At 46.3% G+C, this 17,009-nt stretch carries 7 protein-coding genes; 2 read left to right on the top strand and 5 right to left on the bottom strand.

What is annotated here, in order from left to right; translation table 11 throughout:
• Positions 1-93 precede the first annotated feature (93 nt).
• The 4 genes from EL309_RS07890 to EL309_RS07875 form a co-directional block, all read right to left on the bottom strand.
• Positions 94-1,473: an alanine/glycine:cation symporter family protein gene (locus tag EL309_RS07890; RefSeq protein WP_004283449.1), complete on the bottom strand. Its 1,380-nt coding sequence runs from the start codon at positions 1,471-1,473 to the stop codon at positions 94-96.
• A 298-nt stretch (positions 1,474-1,771) separates the two neighbouring features.
• Positions 1,772-2,209: a phosphatidylglycerophosphatase A family protein gene (locus EL309_RS07885; RefSeq protein WP_004283448.1), complete on the bottom strand. Its 438-nt coding sequence runs from the start codon at positions 2,207-2,209 to the stop codon at positions 1,772-1,774.
• A 43-nt stretch (positions 2,210-2,252) separates the two neighbouring features.
• Positions 2,253-3,209 (bottom strand): thiamine-phosphate kinase, encoded by a 957-nt coding sequence (gene thiL, locus EL309_RS07880; RefSeq protein WP_004283447.1) that lies wholly within the window; start codon positions 3,207-3,209, stop codon positions 2,253-2,255.
• 391 nt (positions 3,210-3,600) lie between these two features.
• Positions 3,601-4,344: a DUF561 domain-containing protein gene (locus EL309_RS07875; protein ID WP_004283446.1), complete on the bottom strand. Its 744-nt coding sequence runs from the start codon at positions 4,342-4,344 to the stop codon at positions 3,601-3,603.
• 406 nt (positions 4,345-4,750) lie between these two features.
• Between EL309_RS07875 and EL309_RS07870 the strand changes: the two genes are divergently transcribed.
• Positions 4,751-5,698 carry a CysB family HTH-type transcriptional regulator gene (locus tag EL309_RS07870; RefSeq protein ID WP_004283445.1) on the top strand — a complete coding sequence of 316 codons (948 nt, stop codon included), beginning with the start codon at positions 4,751-4,753 and terminating at the stop codon, positions 5,696-5,698.
• A 152-nt stretch (positions 5,699-5,850) separates the two neighbouring features.
• Here EL309_RS07870 and EL309_RS07865 read toward each other — a convergent pair whose 3' ends face one another.
• Positions 5,851-15,480 (bottom strand): YadA-like family protein, encoded by a 9,630-nt coding sequence (locus EL309_RS07865; protein WP_232014414.1) that lies wholly within the window; start codon positions 15,478-15,480, stop codon positions 5,851-5,853.
• Positions 15,481-15,914: 434 nt separating this feature from the next.
• Here EL309_RS07865 and EL309_RS07860 point away from each other — a divergent pair, with 434 nt between their 5' ends.
• Entirely contained in the window at positions 15,915-16,991 is a 1,077-nt protein-coding gene (locus EL309_RS07860; protein ID WP_232014439.1) for a methyltransferase, read from the top strand.
• Positions 16,992-17,009 lie beyond the last annotated feature (18 nt).

Genomic DNA, 17,009 nt, shown 5'->3' with positions numbered 1-17,009 from the left:
GGATTGTCGCATTTTTAATCCGAACCGCACAAACAAAACAGCCCGGAATAATCCGGGCCGTCTGAAATTAACGAGATAAAATCAAATGAAGCGTTATGGCAATTCGCCGCTTTGACGTTTTGCTTTAAAGTCTTTAGTTTCACCCACAATCACTTTAGAAAGCAGGATCAAAGCAATCAAGTTCGGAATCGCCATCAAACCGTTGAAAGTATCCGCAGCCAACCAAACCAAATCCAAGCTGACTACCGTACCCAGCATTACCGTACCCACATAAATCACGCGGTAAACATTGGCAAAACCGTCGCCAAACACATAAGCCGCACATTTCTCGCCGTAGTAACACCAGCCTAAAATGGTTGAGTACGCAAAGAAAATCAAGCCGATGGTAACTACCCAGCCGCCCGGGCCCGGCAATAAGCGGTTGAATGTATCGGTTGTCAACGCCGCGCCGCTCAATTCCGGTTTGACAAACTCTCCGCCCGCACCCAGTAAGCCCATTACCAAAACGATACCGGTAATCGAACATACGATGATGGTATCCAAAAACGTACCGGTCATAGACACCAAAGCCTGACGCACAGGATGGTCGGTTTTGGCAGCGGCAGCGGCAATCGGCGCAGAACCCATACCCGCTTCGTTGGAGAATACACCACGAGCCACGCCGTAACGGATTACGCTGCCCAACGCTCCGCCTGCGGCAGCTTGGCCGGTAAACGCGTCAGAGAAAATCAGCTGAACAGCAGGAACAACCAGGTCCCAGTTATAAATAATAATGGCCAAACCGCCCAAAACATAGGATACGGCCATCAACGGCACAATCAGGGAAGACGCTTTTGCAATACCGCGGATACCGCCCAAAACCACAATCGCAGTCAATACGGTCAACACAATACCGGTATACATCGGGTCGATTTTAAAGCTCGACTGAACGGCTTGCGCCACGGAGTTGGACTGCACGGAGCTGCCGATACCGAAAGAAGCAACCGTACCGAACAAGGCAAACGCATAAGCCATCCATTTCCAATTGCTGCCCAAACCGCGCTCGATATAATACATCGGGCCGCCGGACATTTCGCCGCGTTTGTTTACAGTACGGTACTTCACCGCCAACACGCCTTCGCCGTATTTGGTCGCCATACCGAAAATTGCAGTTACCCACATCCAGAACACTGCACCCGGGCCGCCTGCAACCACCGCAGTCGCCACACCGGCAATATTACCCGTACCGATGGTCGCGGAAAGTGCCGTCATCAATGCGCCGAAATGTGAAATATCGCCGTCATGATCGCCACCGTCCGTCTTTTTGCCGTGCGGTCTGAATGCCTGTTTCAGAGCATAGCCCAACATGCTGAACTGTAAGCCTTTCAGCAATACGGTCAGCAATACGCCCGTGCCGACCAGCAAGATCAGCATTGCCGGTCCCCAGACCCAGCCGCCTACGGTATCAAATAAATTCTTTAGCGTCTCTTCCATAATTCCTCTCTCCAAAACAGTCATGTTTTCTTTTGATTGTGATGTATTTCAGCATAAACCGTTAAGAAAAACAAGTTGGTGTTAACTTTATTTAAAAAATCACGATTCTGTGCAACATTTTTACCTTGAGCTGTTTACTTCCGTTTCCAAATAGAAAAAAATTATATATTTGATTTATCGAAACATATTGAAAATTTACTTTTATAAAAGCAGAAAAACGAAGGCCGTCTGAAATTTTCAGACGGCTTCATCGAGCCGATTATCCGCCTCTTTATTGCCATCAATATCAACACGGACTTTACAACCAAATTGCCAACAGGCGTAAAACAACTAAAGAAAACAAGGCCGCAATCAAATCATCCAGCATAATCCCCAAGCCACCATGGATACGGGCATCAAACCATTTAATCGGCCAAGGCTTTACCGCATCTAAAATACGAAACACGGCAAAAGCTGCCAACCACCAGCCCCACGTAAACGGCACAAACCCTAAAATCAACACCATAGCGGCAATTTCATCCCAAACAATACCGCCGTAATCCTGAATACCGAGCTGCCTTTCCGTTTCACTGCAAATAAAAACTCCACCGATAAACAATACCAGTGAGACCGCCAACCACATCCACACAGAAACGCCGACAACAGCCAACAAAAAAGCAATCGGAATCGCAGGCAATGTACCAAAAGTACCCGGTGCTTTCGGTGCCAAACCGCTGCCGAAGCCGAAGCCAAGCATACAGACAGGTCGAACCAACAGCCATTTAAAATTCGGTTTTATCTCAGCCAAAATGATCAAACCCCCATGAATCCAATTGAATCTCCTTACCTTGCCCGTTAAAAATTTTCAGACGGCCTGTATCGTTAACTTTACCCACTCTGGCAACAGGCGTTTTGCTTAATTCGGCAGCACGCAACACTTTATCCCTATCTTGTTCCGCCGCCGTAAACACCAGTTCATAATCATCACCACCGGCCAACAAACAACGATGCAATGCAGATGTCGGCAAGCTCTCTTTTAACCCGGATAAAGTCGGCAATTGCCCAACAAATAATTCGGCACCAACACCCGAAGCTTTAAGAATATGTCCCAAATCCTGAGCAAGGCCGTCTGAAATATCCTGCGCCGCATGGGCAAACGGCAATAACTCCAGCCCTAACGCAACACGCGGCGTAGGATGCAGTAAAGCCGATCTACATGCAACCGCCACAGAATCAGGCAAAATCAAATTGCCCAGTTCATGCTGTAATGCCGCCGCAGCCAAACCTATTCTGCCGGAAATCCAAATATCATCTCCAACTACCGCAGCGTCCCTGCGTAATGCCTTGCCGGTCGGCACCTCTCCGACTATCGTAACATTAAAAACCCAATCACCTTTGGTTGTATCGCCACCGATTAAAGTCACACCATGCTGCCCGGCAACGTCAAACAAACTACTGGTAAATGCCTCTATCCACTCTTCATCCAAGTCGGGCAATGCTACGCTAAGCAAAATCCAACGAGGTACCGCACCCATCGCCGCCATGTCCGAAATATTGACGCCTAAAACCTTATGAGCTACATCAGCCGGATCCGTACCATGAAAAAAATGTCGACCGGCCAGCAACATATCACTGCTGAAACACAAATCATAGCCCGAACGCGGACGGACAATAGCCGCATCGTCGCCGATACCCAAAATCACATCTTTGTCTTGGCAAGTATTTAAATAGCGGCGGATAAAATCAAATTCTTTCATAGTATGACCGGCACATCCTTTTCACATATTCGACCAAGCTTAATTATCAAACAATGACTTAATTGAAAGCTTTATCGATTTCACAAATTTCAAATACCAACTTGTCCATGCTTAACCAAACTGACCATTATACCCGTATACTCGATACCGTAATCAAACCCGCCCCAAACATGAAATCAAAAATAAATATTATTCAACCTGAAATATATTCAGCATATTCCGCAACCCATACTCTTTAACTTATCCAATACGCTATACCAGCCACCAGCCGGAAAAACTATCCGAAAACGGATACATCATTATTTATCTTCACGCTTAACATAGTATCAAAAATAAAAAAGCCCTGTATAAAACAGGGCTTTTAGTATTTCAACTGCTAATCTTCAAATAATTAGTTACGAGTATAACCGTGGATTGAAGAAGCAGGAGCCGGATGCCAACCAGCATCTACAGCAGGACGCTCACCTTCAACGTGACCGGCAGATACTTGTTTGGTTACCAAGGTGCGGATCTTAACGTCTACGCGGCGATCAGGTTCGATACAAGCGATCAAAGCTTCACGTTTCTTAGCTTTAGAAACTTTCTTACCTAAGTTAGCCACTTCAGCTTCACAAGCTGAAGTCATGCGAGCTTGAGACTCACCCAAACCGGCAGCGCTGATTTTGTTGGCAGCAACACCGTTGTTAACCAGGTAGCCTGCAACAACTTGCGCACGACGCTCAGACAAAGCTTGGTTGTATTGCTCTGAACCCATAAAGTCAGTGTGACCTTCTACGCGTACAGCTTGAACATTAGCGTCAGACAAGCGTTGAGCCAAAGCATTCAGAGTTTGAGTTGCTTCAGGACGCAGATTGTCTTTATCGAAACCAAACAGAGTCTTAGCAGACAAAGCTACAGTTTCGTCAGCGTATTCAGGTGCAGTTTGTACTGCAACAGCGTCGCCACACTCGATACGGCCTTGAGAAGCTTTATCGAAGTAAGTGTTTTTCCAGCACTCGCCGTAGCTGTTACGAACGACTTCTTGAGATTTGCTGCTAACGGTATAACCGTGTTTGGTATGCGGCTCGGCGGCCAATGCAGTGCCAGAAGCAATCAAGGCAACAAACAAGGCACTTAATTTCAGCTGTTTGGTCATTATTATTCCCTCATCAAAAAATTGTTAGCAACGGAATTGATTACAACCGCTGCAATTCACCAATATACAGGCCGCTATAAAAACGGCGGCAAATCGGATATATCAAGTTGCCACTATAAGAATCTAACAGCAAACTGTCAATACCGCACCATATTCACGCAACTGCAACCAGCTTGCGTCTTATGTTAGCTATCATGCCGAAAAAACAATTCTGTGTCATTTATTTACAACTAAAACCTGCTTCAAAATATACATGAGTTGTACAAACGCAACAATTAACACAGCTGTCTGACTCTGATTAAATATGCTCCAAAGTTCAAAACCAAATCGAAAAATGTTAGATGACGGTTTCGTTATTGTATTAAAATCCTGAATTTATATTTATAAGTCAATACAGTCTGCAAACATGAAATTACAACAATTGCGTTATGCGCTGGAGGTTTACCGCCATAATCTTAATGTTTCGGAAGCGGCGGAAGCTTTATTTACTTCACAGCCCGGAATTTCAAAACAGATCCGTTTATTGGAAGAAGAGCTCGGCATTCAGATTTTCATCCGCAGCGGAAAACGGGTTGTTTCCGTATCGCAGCCTGGCAAAGCTGTTTTGGAAATTGCCGAACGCATTTTTAGAGATGTACAGAACATTAAAAACATAGGCCGCGATTTTACAGACCAAGACAGCGGTTCGCTTACTTTGGCCACCACGCATACCCAAGCCCGTTATATCCTTCCCAAAGTCGTTGCCGAATTTGTTAAAACTTATCCTAAAGTCAAACTCAGTATCAAACAAGGCAGCCCTTCAGCCATTGTACAAATAGTGCAAAACGGTGAGGCAGACTTTGCGATTGCAACGGAATCGGTCGGTGAAACGGATTTACGAAAAATACCCTGCCACTGTTCTTCATATGCGCTTATCGTTCCCGATGACCATCCGGTTTTGGAATTTAGAAACCCTTTAAGCTTGGCTGATATTGCCGATTTCCCTGCAGTAACTTATGAATTTGCATTCAATCACGGCAGTTCGGTTGCACGTGCATTTCAAAAAGCGGGACTGCCTATGCCGGAGATCGCGCTTTCTGCAGCCGACACTGATGTTTTAAAAACCTACGTAAGGTTGGGTTTGGGTATCGGCATTATAGAAAAAGCCGCCTACGATGCCGCTTCGGATCAGGGTTTGCATATGATTGATGCCGGACATCTATTCGAGCCCTCACCCATCTACATTGCCTTGCGTGCCGGTACTTATCTGCGCGGATACAGCTATGATTTTATACAGCTGTTTGCTCCTCAGTTATCGCGCGAACGGATTGACAAAATCCTTATGCCTGTTATTGAAGAGGATTTCTGTATTTAACTTCAAACAGGCCGTCTGAAATCCAAGAGGCCGTCTGAAAATTTCCAGCGTCAACAAAACCAGCGGTACATATGCTCAATATTCATAACAAAATTTCCTAACATAATAAAGTGCGGCTTGATAAAAGCCGCACTGATTTTTTCACTCAATCATTACCACATATAGCCCGCTCCGACACCGGCAGAAAACTTCCCTACGGTATTGGCAGATCCGTTCGCTTTAATAATCCAGTTTCCCCCGTCCGAAATACTCGAGAAACCGACTGCTACAGCAGAAGCTCCGTCATAAGTACCCAAACCTACGGCCACCAACGATTTACCGGGCAAGTAAACCTGCGGCACGGATGATAAGGCTGCGGCATTCGCGCCGACACCGCGCACTCCTTTATCTAAATCATCAATACGGTTATGGATTTGATTGCCTAATGCACGCAATTGGCCGACATTGGCTGCATCTGTATTGCGTACACCCGAACCGACATTGCTGATAACCTTGCCGCCGTTATTCAATCCGTCTGCAGTTAAGCTGACGGTATTGTCCGGATTATTCTGCGTAGGCGATTTGATGGTTACACTGTCAAGTGCAATATCTTTAGCCAACTTGACTTCCAAATTGCCTTTGCCGTCTGAAACCACACCGATATTGTTATCGGACAGTTTGCCGGCTTCCGTTACACCGCCGAACACTTTAACGGTTTCGCCCAATTTGCGTGCGGATGTATTACCGGTATCTCCGGCAAATATCAATCCGTCATCCATCGTGGCAACTTGGCGCGGGGTTTCCTTACCGGTTACCGGGTCTTTTGAAACAAAGCTGATACGGTCTATGCCTTTCTCGTCTTTCGGGTCAACCGTTGCTTTACCTTTCTCCACAGACACCGTGGCATTCGCTCCGTCTTTGCCGCTCAAACCCAATAAGCCGACACCGTCTTTGGCAGACAAATTGATACCGCTATTGCCGTTTGCATCTTTAACGCTCACCGAACCGTCTTTGCCTTTACCGCCGGTTTCCAGCGAATCAACGGTCAAATTTTTAGCCAGCTCTATGCGGACTTTACCGTCTTGAACTTTCGTGGTGATGTTTCCCTCATCGCCGACTACGGCTACGGCTTCACCCAATTTTTTATGAACTGTTTTACCGTCTTGAGTTTGAACAGCAAACCCTTCATCTACCAATTTATTGACTGCCGAGGCAATCTCTCCTGCTTTCAGCAAGGCATCGGGATCTGTGGCTGAAAACTGCGGCGCAAGCGTATCGCGTGTGCCGTTCTGGTCTGCATCCGCACCGGTAGCAGTCAGCTCGGTTGTTACTGCGGTTAAGCCTTTTTTCGGATCCACCCTTAAGGTTTTTCCGTCTGTCTTCACATTAACTTTGATATCGGAAGATGTTCCTGTTTCATTGCTTGACACAACAATTTCCGCCGAATCGCTGGCAACGAAATTAACGGTATCGTAAGCCCGCACAAAATCTCTTGCTTGTCCGTCTTGTTTGAGATTAAAGCCGCTGTTTAACACATCACCGACAGTTGCCGCATGTTGCTGCTGTTTAGACGGCAGCTTGGGTGTAGCTTGCTCTTTAACGGGTGTCTTATCGCCGCTAAGCCGGGTTTTGAGATCGGTATTGGGAAGATTGCTTTTAATGTTACCCAACGACATCGGCACATCTGTTTTTCCTTCCGCATTATTCATAGAGGCAATTACATCTCCGGGTTGGACAATGCCTGCATCGCCGATAATCGGCAAGCCGGTCAGGGGATTAAGTTTGATGAATTTATCTCCCTGTTTGATAACCCTATCGCCACTGACAGTGGTATACACAACCGGAATCTGCGCTTTATTGACAATACCCTGTGCATCTACCGACACGGTGATGTTGCGGATGCCGTCTGAATCTGTGCTGCCGGTCACGGTTACCGCATCTTTACCGCTAAACCGAACTTCATTGGCATGGCGGACATCATCGGCATAATTGTTCCCGTCGGCCGAAACGACCCATCCTTGTTTTTTTGCATCGGCAACCGTGAGCGCATTGGTTTCATCTGCATTATTCAGATCTGCCAAGCCGTTATAGGCTTTACGCAATTCCGAACCTAACGGTGTTTGGTCATTGATTGCCGTAGCCGCTTGATCGCCACGGTTAGTACCGTCCAAATCTCCGGTTGCCGCCGCAATATTGCCCAACGTTGTTGCCCCGCCTACGCTGTTCGGCTGCGCTGTCGGATTAACGATTTTGGTAACCAGATTTTCAGGGTTATCGATTTTTTTGGCCAAATCGGGCGAACCGTCATCTTTCACTTCATAAAAATGCCCGCCGACTTTGGCAACAGGCTTGCCTGATTTAGTCGTATATTGGATCGGCAAACCTACTACATCTATATGATAAGTATGCTTATCACCGGCGGTAGTGATTGCCGATACTTTGGTATTTGCACCGTCTGTCACTTGAACCGTGTCGCCGAGTTTAACCGTTGCTTCGCGACCGTCATTGGTTTGGACTTTCCAGCCTTTATTTGTCAAATCATGACTGATCTTTTTCAGATCGCCGACATTAACGGCATTATTCAGTCTCTTGTCGCCGTCGGCGATATTATTCAGCTCTGCGCCTTCCAAGCCGCTGCCGACGTTGCCCAAAATCACAGACTTGGCAATATTGCCGTCTTCGTCACGCAAGGCCGTACGGTTGCTTGGCGTGGTTGTCGGTTGTCCGTGCCGGTCTACATAAGTTACCGGCCCGCGCTGTTGCAGTTTATTGACGGCGTCGCCTACCGAACGGACATCTTCTCCGTAAACATTATAGGTAGGATTGGTTAGATTGCCCTGCTTGTCGACACTGCTGCCGCCGCCCAATGCATTGGCAATGTTTTGATTGGCCGCATACAGTTGGCTGCCGTTTACCGCATCCGAACTGTCTTTCGCCACACTGCCCTCAGCCACATTCACAATCTTGTTGCCGCCGTTATCCAAGCCGTCTTTTGTGAGCTTAACCGGCTTGTTGGCCGTACCGTTTTTAATAACGAGGCCGTCTGAATTTAAAGTGCTGTCTCCGGTTGTGATACTGCCGTCCGTACCCAAATCGACGTTTTTCGCCAACTGTACCTTTAAAGTATCCGTGCCGTCTGAAACGACACCGATATTGTTTTCAGTCAAGCGGTCTTTGGCAGCACCGCCGACAATATTGGTTTGGCTGCCCAGCTTGCGTTCGAAGGCATTGCCGTGGTCGCCGGCAAATTTCAACGGCGTGGTCACTGCGGTATTGAGTGCCGTTACCGCATCGCCTACATTACGGACATCTTGAACCGCATTACCGTTGGGTTTGCCGTTTACCACACGGTAAGTCGGCGCAACCAAATTACCGTTTGTATCAACAGAACTATTGCCGCCTAAAGCATTGGCCACATTCTGATTCGACCCATGCAGTTGGCTGCCGTTAACCGCTTCTTTGCTGCTTGCCGAAACCGCACCGTTACCCACATTATTCAAAACCATCGGCGCAGCGGTACCGCTCCCGTCCACCAAAGAGGTTTTAACCGGGGTTTGAACTTGTGCATTGTCTGCCAATTTTCCGGCAGTATTAATATCACCGGCCTTGTAATACTGACCGCTAACCTTAACCAAAGTATCGCCCTGCCGATTCACAAATGACACGGGCAGGCCGTCTGTATTGATTTGATAAGTGTGCTTACCGTTTGCCGTAGTAATCACCGATACATTGGTATTCGCACCGTCCACTACCTGCACCGTATCGCCCAAGCGGATATTGGCTTCCACTCCGTCATTGGTTTGCAGCTTCCAACCCCTGGAACTTAAATTGTTGCTGATTTTCTGCAAATCGCCGACGTTAACGGCATTGTTTAACTTAGGATCGTTAGCCGGAATCGCCGACAGATCAGTATTTTCCAAACCACTGGCAACATTACCCAAAATCACCGGCGCATCAATCTTGCCGTTGGAATTACGCAAAGCGGTACGGTTGCTTGGCGTTGCGGTTGCAGCTCCTGCGTTATCCACATACGTTACCGGGCCGAGCTGCTGTAATTTATCAATAGCACTGCCGACATTGTCTGCCGTCTGTCCGTACACATTATAGGTAGGCTTGGTCAGATTACCGTTTTGATCAACTTGACTGCCACCGCCTAAAGCATTGGCAATATTTTGATTTGCGCTGTGCAATTGTCCGCCGTTTACCGCCTCTTTACTGCCTGCAGCGATTTTTCCGTCTTTGACCTTATCCAGCGTCATCTCTTCCGGCGCGCCCTCTTTATTCACCAGCGAAGTTTTAGACGGTGTTTGTTCTTGGGCACCGGGTTTTAATTTACCGTCTGCAGTCATATCTGCTGCTTTGTAATACTTATCCCCCACTTTTACCAACGCTTCGCCTGCATCGTTGACAAATGCAACGGGCAAGCCGTTAACATTGATTTGATAAGTATGCACACCGTTGGCAGTAGTTATCGCCGATACTTTGGTATTCGCACCGTCCACCACCTGCACCGTATCCCCCAAGCGAACGGCCTCGGCATTACCCTGATTGGTTTGCAGCTTCCAGCCCTTGGCAATCAAATCATTATTGATTTTCTGCAAATCACCGATATTGGCAGCATTTTTCAACTTGACATCACCGGCAGCAATATTGCCGATATCCGCGCCCTGCAAACCGCTGGCAACATTATTGATAACATTGCCGCCGTTATCCAAACCGCTCTTGCCCAGCTTCACAGGCGAACCTGCTGCTCCGTTATTAATCGTGAGGCCGTCTGAATTTAAAGTATGGCCACCGACATTAATGCTGCCCGTATCAGTCAGATGAAGATTTTTTGACAGCTTAACGGTTAATTTATCTGTGCCGTCTGTAACCACACCGATATTGTTTTCAGTTAACGTATTCTCAGCCGCTCCGCCGACAACCTTAACTTTCTCGCCTAATTTCCGGTTAAATTCAACACCGTAATCTCCGGCAAAAGCCAAAGGTTTGCGTGCAACATTTTGCAGCTGGTCTTCCGTTGCAGCACGTCCGGAAACGATTGCATCAGGATTAAACTGCGTATTGGTCAAACCGGTTACCGTACCTTGCGTGCCGTCAATACTTACAGGATGACCACCGACCTCTCCGACCGTAACCGTATTAGCCAACTTAAAGCTGACCTGCTTGCCGGTTGCTGCCGTTACGATATTTTTATCGCCGTTTAGTGCCAATTTTTCACCAAGTTTGATTTTCTCCGTCTCTTTTGACGCATCATCAGTAAAAATCAAACCTTCGCTATCTACTTTATCCTTGGCATCCGCACCTTTTTGAATCTTCGCTTTAGTTGCTGCCGTCAAATCCACTTTGTAGTCGGCAATTAGAGTATTTGAATCCAATAGGCCGTCTGAAATTTCAATATCGCCTCCGGCTTTAGCGCTGACCGTGGTTTTTTCAGCATCTACCGTGTAAGTCGTCACATTGCCCACAGGGTTGCCGTTCACACGGGTATGCTTACCTTGCGCAACTACGGTCGTTTTCTCCGAAGCATTAATGGCTTTGGCAACTTCTTCGGCCGTAGCAAAATGATCTCCACCATTAACAGCGGAAACCGTACCATTATTAATATTGAAGGTGCTCTTATTGACCGAATACGTTACCGTATTATCATTGCCCAAGGCAGCAGTCGTACCGGTACCGTTGGCAAAATTAACCTTGCCGTCTTTAGGAATTTTTGTTTCATTTGCATCATTAACTTTCAAATTCCAACCGGCCTCTTTCAACTGCTTCAAATTAACGGCATGGTTATCCGCCGTACCGTCTGCCACACCGGTAACCGCTTGATTATTTGCATTCAATCCCGCCGCACCGATATAGGTACGACCGCCAAACGATACACCGTTTTGATTCAACACAACCTGATTCGCAGTATTTACAGGATCACCGGCTGTTACCGAAGAAAACGAAACCGTATCTTTGGTAGCAATATTGATTTTGCCTTTTTCTTGAGTCAGCTTGATATTTTTACCGGCTTCAAAATTAAGCGTATCCGTCGGTTTAATCGGATCAGAAGGATCTAAAGCCGTCGCTTCACCCTCTCCTTGGATCACTTTGGCATTCCAACCGGCATTCACATGAGCAATAGCTTCATGAACCGTATTTTTATTGGTTCCGCCGATATTGGCCGCGTTGATTGTGCCGCCGTTGCCGACAGTAAAAGAATCGCCCAAAGCGGTTTTCAAGCTATTGGAAATAGCGTGAATTTGGCTGCCGTTTACGGCTTCTTTGCTGGAATCTGTGATGTCTCCGGCAGCTACATTAGTGATTTTATTATCGCCGTTGTCCAAACCGTTTTTACCCAACTTCACGGTTTTTCCCGGAACTGCATTAGCAATCGTGAGGCCGTCTGAATTTAATTTACTATCCCCAATCGTAATGCTGCCTGTATCGGTAAGATTAATATTCTTTGCCAGTTTTACAGTTAAAGTATCTGTACCTTCCGCAACAACACCAATATTATTCGCCGTTAAATCACTTTCAACTGTCGCACCACCTTTGATATTGGTTCTTTCACCCAATTTACGAGTCAAAGGATTTCCATAATCCCCGGCAAAACTTAAAGGTTTTTCCGCTAATACTTTCAACTGGTCTTCCGTCGCAGCCCGACCTTCAGTAATGCTATTCGGATCAAAAGTCTTATTAGTTAGACCACTGATATTTCCTGCTTTCCCATTAATAGTTATAGGATTGTTGCCTGCTACACCTTTACCTCCGACTGTAACTGTTTCGGCCAATTTAAAATTAACCGTGTTGCCTGCTGCAGACGTCACAATATTGGAGTCGCCTTTCAGGTTTAACTTCTCACCTAATTTAATTAGATTCGTATCTTGAGATGCATCATCTGTAAAATACAGACCTTTGCGCGCCAATGAATTATTAACTGTCTCCGCCACTTCTTCAGCAGTTGCAAATGTATCTCCTGCTGTATCCGCAGTAACATTGCCGTCCGCTGCAACATTCAGCTGGCTCTTATTAACAGAATACTTAACCGTATTGCCATTGGCACCCCACTCTGCCGTTGTGCCCGTGCCGTTTTCAAAATTGACTTTAGTGTCTTTTTTTATTTTTTTAGTCGTATTTGCATCATTATTAACAGTCAAATCCCAACTTGCATCTTTCAGCTGTTTGAAATTCACAGCATGCTTATCGCCCGTACCCTCGCCGACATTATCAATGACTTTGTTATTCGCATTCAAACCTGCATCGCTAATATAAGTATTACCACCCAATGCAATACCATTGTTATCCAGGACAATACGATTGCCGTTACCCACATTAACCGAAGTAAATGCCACCTCATCTTTGGTCGCAATATTGATTTTTCCTGCCGATTGAGTCAGCTTGATATTTTTACCCGCTTCGAAATTAAGCGTTTCGTTTGGTTGGATTTGATCAGCTTGTGCCAATGGAGCCGCTTCACCATCGCCCTGCACAACATGCACTTTCCAGCCGGCGTTAACATGCTCGATGGCTTCATGAATCGTGTTTTTGCCTGTTCCGCCGATATTGTTTGTATTCAGCGTTCCATTGCCTTGTACGGCTGCCGAGCCGCCCAAAATATTTTTCAAGCTATCGGAAATTGCGTGAACTTGACTGCCGTTTACAGCTTCGGTACTGGTATTACTGATATCACCGGCGGCAACATTGGTAATCGTTTTACCGCCGTTATCCAAACCGTTTTTACCCAGCTTAACGGCTTTGCCTGTACCGTTGCTGATTGTAAGGCCGTCTGAATTTAAAGTATGTCCGCCGACATTGATACTGCCCGCGTCCGTCAAGTCAAGGTCTTTGGATAATTTTAAAGTAACGGTTTTACCGGCTGCAGATGTTTTAATATTCGTATCGCCTCTCAAATTCAATGTTTCGCCTAATTTGACTTTATCCGTGTTTTGCGACTGATCATCGGCAAAAATCAAGCCGTCGCTATCCACTTTATTTTTGGCTTCTACACCTTTTTGAATTTTCTCTTTAGCCGTCTGACTTAAATCTAACTGATAATTGCGAATCAAAGTATTGCTATCCAGATTGCCGCCGGTCACCTGAATATCGCTCGATGTAGCCGCTCCGACAGTTGTACTTTCTGCATTAACCGTATAAGTGGTTTGATTACCCACAACCGCGTCGGTTACGGTAACGTTTTTACCTTTAGCAACTACAGTCGTTTTTTCCGAAGCATTAATTGCATTAGCGATATCTGCCGCAGTCGCAAACGCATCGCCCTGCGTACCGGCAGTAACATTGCCGCCGGTTGCAACATTCAGCGTACTTTTATTAACAGAGTATTTAACCGTGTTGTTACCCGTACCCCATTCAGCCGTTGTACCCGTGCCGTTTTCAAAATTAACTTCGCTGTCTTTTTTAATTAATTTGTTTCCGGCTCCATTAACTTTTAAAGTCCATGCCGCATCTTTTAACTGCTTTAAGTTAACCGCATGATCATCATCCGTACCCGCAACAAGGCCTGAAATTTGATTCTTTCCGCCTTTATTCACCACAATTTTTCCGAACTGCGGATTATCAGAGAATAAGATCTCCAATTTGGTTTTACCTTCGGTATCCGCACCGGTGACTTTGGTATAAATATTACGGTTGCTGGTATTGGTATCGACAGTCAAGCCGCCTTTAATTTCTAATTCTTGCCCCAGCTGGCGATTGGTTGTTCCTGCATTGCCGGTAAATTTAATAGGACTTACCGCGACAGAATACAGCTGACTACCGTTAACCGCATCGGTACTGGTCGCGGATACTGCACCGGCTGCCACGTTCTTGATTTGACGCTCAAACCCTATCGAACCGACTGATACTTGGTCACCTGCCAAAGTGGCACCACCGCCTGCGAAATTGTTATAGGTCACATTACCCACTGTAGCACTTTGGGAATTTGCTGCATCCGCATCATTTTTAGAGCCCGCACCCAATGCCACCGCACCTTCTTTACTTGCGTTTGCACCGACACCAATGGCTACGGAAGTAATTGTATTCGCAGTAGATCGAGTACCGATTGCCAATGCCAAATCATCTGCATATGAGCTGACACCAAGCGCTACCGCACCATGCTTGGCCGTAGTTTTGTTGTATCGCTTACCTACCCCACTTTTACCTTTATTAGCATCTTCAAAGTTAACTAAATAATCCCCTGTTAACTCCTTATATTTAACTGCTACAGTAGTATTGTTATTACTATTCGGAGCATCTGCCGTATAGTCGTTAATTACAGCAGCATTACTTGTTGCCACCGCATCCAAATCATCGCCACCGATCGCAATAGAAGAATTACCTTCTGCATTTGTATCCGACCCTAAAGCTATAGACTGATCTCCTTTCACAGTAGACCAGTCACCGATAGCAATCGTTTGCTTACCTGTTGACGGAGAAGTAGCCTTACGACCTATAGAAATCGAATAAGGAACTTTGGCTTGCGATCCCTCTCCGATAGATATAGATCCTTGCGAAGATGCACAAGTTGTTGTTCCACCGCCACCACCTATGGCCAATGCACCAACGGCTTCAGCACCGCTACCAGCTGCATTCTGAGTACAATTGCTATACGTGCTGACATTTTCCCCCAATTCCACACCTGCCCACGCACTGTTCCCCACAACCAGCAAAGAAGCAGCCAACACACTCAATACATATTGAAACGCCACTCCCCGCGCCGTTTTCACGCCTGCCGTATTTGGTTTGCCTTTTGCCGTTTCAATTTCCGATACGGCCACCCAAGCACCTAAAGCTTCATTCCAAATACTTCTGTAATTCTTATTCATGTCAACGCTCTCCATAAAGCCAGCCTGACAAAACCCACATGAAAGATGACATTTTTTGTCACAACTATTTCATAAATAACTGTCATCGCAAACTCACAGTAAATAGTTGCCGCGCAATTTTTTTGCAAAGAAATAGAAACTATTCTAATTTTTTCAAAAAATGATAGTCGTGGGATTTTGTTTAAGCTAAAAATTCAAATCTCACTTCTTTATAAATAAAAAATATTATTAATAATGCAATAATAATTAAGCACACTTTATGCCAAAAAATAATTGACTATATGAATTAAAGGCATACATGAATGAAATCTATATTTAAAATATTCAAGAATCGGTATGGCATGAAAAATCGGCTATACTGCCCCTGATTTCTTTTTATATTGCGCGTTTACATGTCCTCATTTTCTTCATTCGACACCGCCGTTTCCGAGCCTATGCTCCGGCAGGTTTTCAATAAAATACCCAAACACATTGCCGCCACTTCAGGCTGCAATGCCGCCGAGCTGCTGAAAGCTGCCTATGCCGATACTGCCGTGGTTTGGCGGGGCGATTTTCATCAGGCCAAACAGGTTTTGGCGGCGGTAAAAAAACGGGTACGCAAACCGGCAAAAGCTTGCGCACCCCAAAATATTCAGACGGCCTTTCACACCCACCGCATGAAGCAGGCGCAACAAAGCCGGATTATCAATATGCTTACTGTTGAAATCGACATCGGATTCACATTGGATTTACCGCGCGCACCCGATATTTATGCGGCTTTAAAAGATGTTTACGGCGAAGACAATACCGAGCCTTTCCTGCTGCCGCTCAATAAGCTGTTGGGCTATATCGGCGCACACGAATGGCATAAAAAAGGCGTGGACATTCCCGCTTTAAACGGCAAAATCCATGTGCCGTTCGGCGTATTTTCGCCTTTGCGCGGCGAATATTTAGATTTGGTGATGCAGGCGCCCCTAGCCGCGCATTTTCAGACGGCCTTTGATATCGGTACGGGTTCGGGCATATTGGCAGCCTTGCTTGCCAGGCGCGGAATCAGCCATGTTGTCGGCACCGATACCAATCCGCGCGCGATTGCCTGTGCGCAAAACAATATCCGCCGCCTGGGTTTCGAACGGCAAGTTAAAATCGAAGCGGTCGATTTGTTTCCGCAAGGCTGTGCCGATCTGATTGTCTGCAATCCGCCTTGGCTGCCTGCCAAACCGACTTCGGATGTCGAAACCGCTTTATACGATCCCGATTCTATGATGCTGAAAGCCTTTCTGAACGGTGTCAGCCGACACCTGGCGCCCGGCGGAGAAGCCTGGCTGGTTATTTCCGATTTGGCCGAACATCTTCAGCTGCGCAAACCGGATTTTCTGGCCCAACATTTTCAGACGGCCTCTTTGGAAGTGGTCGGTATTCTGAAAACCAAACCTGTTCATAAAAAAGCCGCCGACAGTGATGATCCGTTGGCTTTTGCACGCAACCGCGAAACCACTTTTCTTTATCGCTTAAAAGTTGCCGAAAGCTGATCGACAAGCAAAAGGCCG

Origin of the sequence: Neisseria weaveri (assembly GCF_900638685.1) — a bacterium.
GTDB lineage: Bacteria > Pseudomonadota > Gammaproteobacteria > Burkholderiales > Neisseriaceae > Neisseria > Neisseria weaveri.
This window is presented reverse-complemented; position numbering and strand designations above follow the sequence as displayed.